Source organism: Pararhodobacter sp. (assembly GCF_034676075.1).
Lineage (GTDB): Bacteria > Pseudomonadota > Alphaproteobacteria > Rhodobacterales > Rhodobacteraceae > Pararhodobacter.
In genome coordinates, this window is the sequence record NZ_JAUCCQ010000203.1 from 1 (window position 1) to 4,104 (window position 4,104).

Annotated in this window: 3 protein-coding genes; all 3 read right to left on the reverse strand. The window is 68.2% G+C overall.

Annotation, left to right across the window (positions count from 1 at the left end):
- Window positions 1-264: 264 nt before the first annotated feature.
- Entirely contained in the window at window positions 265-957 is a 693-nt protein-coding gene (locus tag VDQ18_RS23080; protein ID WP_323023200.1) for a hypothetical protein, read from the reverse strand.
- 80 nt (window positions 958-1,037) lie between these two features.
- Window positions 1,038-3,350, reverse strand: coding sequence for a DNA topoisomerase IV subunit A (gene parC / locus VDQ18_RS23085; RefSeq protein ID WP_323023201.1), 2,313 nt, complete (start codon window positions 3,348-3,350; stop codon window positions 1,038-1,040).
- 230 nt (window positions 3,351-3,580) lie between these two features.
- A partial coding sequence (locus VDQ18_RS23090; RefSeq protein ID WP_323023202.1) for an ATP-dependent helicase C-terminal domain-containing protein occupies window positions 3,581-4,104 on the reverse strand: 524 nt, incomplete at its 5' end.

Consider the following 4,104-nt stretch of genomic DNA (forward strand, 5'->3'; position numbering starts at 1 on the left):
GTTAACGTGCGGTTTCGTCCGTTCAAACTTTGCCTTCGCCATGATGGCTTCTCCTCGAGTCTAGGTCGGCGCGGCGGGGGGACCCCGCCCGTTCAGGTGTCGATCGCGGCGGGGATTACCCCGCGTTTCGGCGGGCCGCGTCGCGCGCGTCCTACTGGCCGAAACCGGAAAAATCAAGCGGGTTGGGACATTTCGGGCCGAGATTCCGCCTGTCCCGGGGCCCCGCCCGCCGGCCTGCCGGGTCGGGGCCGGGGCGACGTCGCGTCAGCGCCGCCCGCAGGCCGCGGTGGCCCCGGTTCCGCCCCCCGCCGCGGCCGCGGTCGTGCCGGGCGCGGTGGGTGCGGCCGCCGGGGTCGGGGCGGGCGCCGTCGGTCCCGTGGTCTCGCGGGTTTCGGGCAGGTCCTCGGGCTGGGTGAACCATTCGGGATGCTCGGCCAGCCAGGTCTCGATCCTCAGCGCCGCGTTCTGCGACAGCATGGTCATCTGTTCCTCGGCGCTCATCGTCAGGCCGGAGCCGACGATGGCCGAGCCGCCCGCGCTTTCCAGCACGGTGAATTGCTCGGGTTCCTCGTTCAGCGGCCGTCCCAGCGCATCGTCCCAGACATTGGCCGAGACGATCAGCGCCGAGCGCGGCGAGGCGACCAGCGGGATCCCCGGCACGGCCAGCACATAGGCATCCAGATGCAGCGCCAGGTGATAGAGGCGGCTGCCCTCGTAACGACCGAAGCGGCGGTCGATCTCGTCGCGGATCCGGTCGGCGAAGACCTCGACATCGGCCTCGCGCGAGAGGGGGCCCTGCACCGCGTCATTGGTGGTGACGATGTTGTAGCACAGCCGGAAATCGCCCAGTTCCGGACGCATCACGCCGACGTCCTCGCCACTGGCCGAACAGCCGGCGATCAGCGCCGCCAGGCCCAGCGGGGCCAGGGTTTTCGTCAGGAAGTGCGCAATCGCCATGGGAATCCCTTTCCTCGTCGGCAAAGGCTTAGCGGATCAGGGGTTTCATGGCAACGCCGGGGGGCGGGCCCCCCGGATGCCTAGAACTTGTTGTCGCGCGGGAAGCCGCGCGGGGCCATGCGTCCGGCGGTGGCGCGCTTGGCCAGCCATTCGCCGAGGTCGGTCTCGGTCCGGGTGCGCCCGGCCGGGTCCTTCCAGCTCAGCCCCTGGGCCAGGGTCAGCGTCGTCAGGTCCGAGAGGCCCCCGTCCTTGAACTTCTGCAGCCTGACGCCCTTGCCGCGATTCATCTCGGGCAGTTCGTCCAGCGCGAAGACCAGCATCTTGCGGTTCTCGCCGACGCAGGCGACGTGATCGCCCGAGACCGGCTTGCAGACCAGCGCCCGCGCCCCCTCGCGCAGATTCAGCACCTGCTTGCCCGCCCGGGTCTGGGCCAGCAGCTCATCCCCCGGCACCAGGAAGCCGTCGCCATCGGTCGAGGCGACGATCATCCGCACCCCCGGCTGATGCACGAAGAGGTCGAGGATCTGCGCCTCGTTCGGCAGGTCGACCATCAGTCGCACCGGCTCGCCCATGCCGCGCCCGCCGGGCAGGTTGGCGCCGAGCAGCGTGTAGAACCGCCCGTTCGAGCCGAAGATGACGATCTTGTCCGTCGTCTCGGCATGCAGGGCGAAGGCGCCCTCGTCGCCGTCCTTGAACTTGAACTCGGTATCCAGCGCGACATGGCCCTTCATCGCCCGGATCCAGCCCATTTTCGAGCAGACCACGGTGATCGGCTCGCGCTCGATCATCGCCTCGGGCGCCAGCACCTCGGCCTCGGCCGCCTCGGCGAAGGTCGAGCGCCGGGCACCCAGACGCGTGCCCATGCCGAACTGGTCGCGCACCTTTTCCAGCTCCTGGGCGATGCGGGTCCATTGCCGGGAGGGATCGTCCAGCAGGTCCTGAAGCTCCTGACGTTCCTTCATCAGCTCGTCGCGCTCGCGCCTGAGCTCCATTTCCTCCAGCCGGCGCAGGCTGCGCAGGCGCATGTTGAGGATCGCCTCGGCCTGAATCTCGGTCAGCTCGCCGTCCGAGGCCGGGGGCGTCTTGTAATCGGCCTCGGAGGTAGCGCGCTTGAATTTCCGGTCCCATTCCTCGCGCATCAGCGCGGCCTTGGGGTCCTCGTCATAGCGGATGATGTCGATCACCCGGTCAAGGTTGAGGAAGGCGATGATGAAGCCTTCCAGCACTTCCAGCCGGTGGTCGATCTTGTCCAGCCGGTGCTGCGAGCGCCGTTGCAGCACCTCGCGCCGGTGGTCGAGGAAGGCGCGCAGCACCTCGCGCAGCGAACAGACCTTGGGCGTGCGGCCGTCGATCAGCACGTTCATGTTGAGCGAGAAACGGATCTCCAGATCCGTCACCCGCATCAGCATGCCCATCATCTGCTCGGGATCGACGTTCTTCGACCGCGGCTCCAGCACGATGCGCACGTCATCGGCCGATTCGTCGCGGACATCGGCCAGAAGCGGCACCTTCTTCAGCTGGATGACCTCGGCCAGCTTCTCGATCAGCTTCGACTTCGGCACCTGATAGGGGATCTCGGTGACCACGACCTGCCAGGTGCCGCGGCCCAGATCCTCGACATTCCAGCGCGCCCGCAGGCGGAAGGCGCCGCGGCCGGTGCGATAGCTTTCGAGGATCGAGGCGCGGGGCTCGACGATCACCCCGCCGGTGGGGAAATCGGGGCCGGGGATCATCTCGACCAGATCCTCATCGGGCAGATCCGGGTTGCGGATCAGCGCCTGACAGCCGGTGACGAGTTCATCGAGGTTGTGCGGCGGGATGTTGGTGGCCATGCCGACCGCGATGCCCGACGAGCCATTGGCCAGAAGGTTCGGGAAGGCCGCGGGCAGGACGATCGGCTCTTCCAGCGTGCCGTCGTAGTTCGGGCGGAAGTCGACAGCGTTCTCGGCCAGACCCTCCAGCAGCGCCTCGGCGGCGGCGGTCAGGCGGGCCTCGGTGTAGCGGCTGGCGGCGGGGTTGTCGCCGTCGATGTTGCCGAAGTTGCCCTGCCCGTCGACCAGCGGATAGCGGACGTTGAAATCCTGCGCGAGGCGGGCCATCGCGTCATAGATCGCGGCATCGCCATGGGGGTGATAATTGCCCATCACGTCGCCCGAGATCTTGGCGGATTTGCGGAACCCGCCGCTGGCGGTCAGCCGCAATTCCCGCATGGCGAACAGGATCCGCCGGTGCACCGGCTTCAACCCGTCGCGGGCATCGGGCAGCGCCCGGTGCATGATCGTCGACAGCGCGTATTGCAGATAGCGCTCGCCCAAGGCCCGGCGCAGGGGCTCGGCCAGGGGCGCGTCAAGCGGGGTCTCGATCGGGGGTTCTTCGGGGGGCGTATCGGTCATGAACCGGGTTTACCGCAGTCGCACGGCGGGGGAAATCGCGAATGACACGACGCCCGCTCCCCGTGTCATCTTTGTTCTCCAAATATCCTCGGGAGGATTTTCAAGGAGGGTGGAAAACCCTCCTTGAAGCAGGGGGTGCGGGGGGCGGCAGCCCCCCGCCTTTCACGGTCTCTGGGGGCGGCGGCACCCCGGTTCCGATCGCCCGAGGGACCCGAGGGCGAAACCCCTCCCTACTTCCGCGGCTTCGCCCTGAGCGTCGGATCGGCCTCGCGCGGGTTCTCGGGCCAGGGGTGGCGCGGATATTGCCCGCGCATGTCCTTCCTTACATCGGCATAGGACGTATCCCAGAACCCCGGCAGGTCGGTCGTCACCTGCACCGGCCGCTGCCCGGGGCTGAGGAGTGTCACCTTCAACGGCAACCGCTTCGGCCCGATGGCCGGATGCTCGGTCACCCCGAACATCTCCTGCAGACGCACGGCAATCTCGGGCTGGCCGCCCGAGTAATCAATCGGCACCTTGCGATCCAGCGGCGTCACGAAATGCGCGGGCGCCAGCCGGTCCAGCCGTTGCTGCTGCTCCCAGTCCAGCGCCTGCCGCAGGGCCTCGGTCAGGTCCAGCGCCTTCAGATCCTCGGCGCTCCGCACCTTGGTCAGGAAGGGCAGCAGGATCTCCTCGCCCCGCGCCAGAATTCCGGTATCCGACAGGTCCGGCAGATCCTCGCCCTCGGCCCGCAGCACTTCGACCCGCGCCTGCA